Source organism: Thermodesulfobacteriota bacterium (assembly GCA_039028315.1).
Taxonomy (GTDB): domain Bacteria; phylum Desulfobacterota_D; class UBA1144; order Nemesobacterales; family UBA2774; genus CR02bin9.
Genome location: JBCCIH010000277.1, coordinates 1 through 1,504 on the forward strand (window position 1 = coordinate 1; position 1,504 = coordinate 1,504).

Below are 1,504 nucleotides of genomic sequence, written 5' to 3' on the forward strand. Positions count from 1 at the left end.
GAAATCACCAGTGTTATCAGTGTATCCAACTACAGCAAGCTCCAAGGTAGGATGCTGCGCCATCATTCCTGCTATTTTGGCAACAATAGCCTGAGCGCCCGGATTTACCTTTGCACTATCAAATTCAAACAATATTCCGCCGCTTATCGCAACGCTTCCGTCTCTTTGAAGCGCAGTGTATATCTCCTGCTCAGAAGCTATGTTTATGTCAAACGTGGACATCTGGCCAATTTTTCCAGGTGGTGGCGGAGGTGGATTAGACCCGCCCATTGAAGCACAACCAGATAGAAAACCATTTGCTCCTGCTACGAACATGACCAAAAGTACCGCCTTTGTGATTTTACTAAGCATAAAACCCTCCTTTACATAAAGTTTTTGTCTGCCGCTACTCTTAAGAAATTACCCCGCCCAATTAAATCCTAACAATTTAATCTTATCATAAAGTGCTATTGCTGTGAAACTTATTCGGGTGTTTATGACTCTTATTTAGTTAGACAATAAAAGTTATAATGTTTGTATAAATTTAAGTCTGGAAGACTACTATGCTGGCTAAACAACTTAAATATTGGGCAGACAAGCAGCCTGAAAAAATAGCCCTTCAGATTAGAGACGCCCAGGGGCAATATCAAAAAGTTACCTACGGTGATCTGTATCAAAAGGCCCTAGGTGTTAAATCCAAGCTTGCGGAGATGGGCTATAAGCCGGGCGACTACATATCTGTATATGGCGACAACTCACCTAACTGGGTGATTTCTTATATTGGGATTAATTTTCTAGGCGGAACTGTAATTCCGCTTGATGCCCTTCTTAGTGCACAGGACATTTTAAACTTTCTTGATTTCTCAAAGGCAAAAGCTGTAATAGCTGACAAAGTTCATATAGATGAGCTCACACAAGAGCTAAGTGGGCAGGAATCTGATGTTCGCATTATATCGATGGAAGAAATAGTAAATGAGCCGGGCTCAAGTGAGAGTTTAAACGCTTACGAAGTAGACCCCGATGATCTTCTGGCAATACTATTTACTTCCGGAACAACCGGCACCCCCAAAGGTGTTCAACTATCCAATTCAAATGTATTCACCAATGTCCAGGCAATACTAAAGGCTGTGGATGTCGGTCCTAAAGACAACATACTAAACATCTTGCCACTCCATCATGGCTACTCGTCAATAGTCGCACTTTTCCCACCGCTTTGGGCGGGGGCAACGGTAACATTTTCTGAATCTATTAAGAGCACAGACCTTATCGCGAGCATTAAAGAAACTGGCGTCACCATATTCCCGGGTGTGCCAAGACTGTTCGAGCTTTTATATAATGAAATTGAAAACAGAGTAAATCGTCTGTCATTTGGTCAGAAAATTATCTTCAACTCGCTCTTTAAGATATCTGAGACTGGATGGAAATCGTCCAATATAAGGCTCGGAAAGCTATTCTTTGGTAAAATTCATCAGCCATTTGGTGATCAGTTTCGCTTTTTCACCTCTGGCGGGGCAAAGCTTGATCC

2 protein-coding genes are annotated in these 1,504 nt (G+C 42.1%); one reads left to right on the top strand and one right to left on the bottom strand.

Going from position 1 to position 1,504, the window contains the following annotated elements; genetic code table 11:
• Window positions 1-351, bottom strand: a 351-nt coding sequence (locus AAF462_11955) for a hypothetical protein (GenBank protein ID MEM7009836.1), incomplete at its 3' end; no start/stop codon positions are given.
• A gap of 191 nt (window positions 352-542) precedes the next feature.
• On the opposite strand from AAF462_11955, the gene AAF462_11960 reads away from it, so the two are divergent.
• Window positions 543-1,504: AMP-binding protein (locus tag AAF462_11960; protein ID MEM7009837.1), on the top strand; the 962-nt coding region annotated here is incomplete at its 3' end.